1 protein-coding gene is annotated in these 538 nt (G+C 60.2%); it reads left to right on the forward strand.

Annotation, left to right across the window (positions count from 1 at the left end; translation table 11 throughout):
* Positions 1-95: 95 nt before the first annotated feature.
* On the forward strand, positions 96-538 hold a 443-nt coding region (locus EXE42_RS16585), incomplete at its 3' end, for a transposase (RefSeq protein WP_137707020.1).

Here is a 538-nt window from a genome sequence, read left to right on the forward strand (position 1 = left end):
AGCGCTGTGCCGCCAGTCCAACGGCGGTGAGTGATCCGACTGGCCACGGATTTCCCGGCTGGAAGCATGTCACGCTCCACTTTTTGCGAGTTCACATGGATGCGACGTACCGCGAGATCGTCGATTGGGCGAGTGAGATGGATCGCGTTCGGGGTCTGTTACAGCTCGCTCGAACGGCATTTCCCGCACCCTCAACGCTGTACCGGTCGTTTGAGAGGGTGCCCATGTCCGTGTGGCGCGGGTTCCTTCGGGAGTCTGCGACCATCTGCGATCCGGGCTCGCACGGTGCCATCGATGCCACGTTCTTCGACCGCGAAACGGCATCGAGACACTACCAACACCGCTCGGATCGCCACATACGCACGCTCAAAACGACGGCACTCGTCGATACAGATTCGTGTGCCATCCTTGATCTTCACTGCTCGGCACACTGGCCTCACGACACCCAAACTGGCCGTCGAGTTGCCCTTCGCAACACCGAGAAAATCGAGAGTCTCGCCGGCGACAAAGGCTATGACGACCAATCTCTCCGGGACGC

The organism is Halorubrum sp. SP3 (genome assembly GCF_005435195.1).
Classification (GTDB): Archaea; Halobacteriota; Halobacteria; order Halobacteriales; family Haloferacaceae; genus Halorubrum; species Halorubrum sodomense.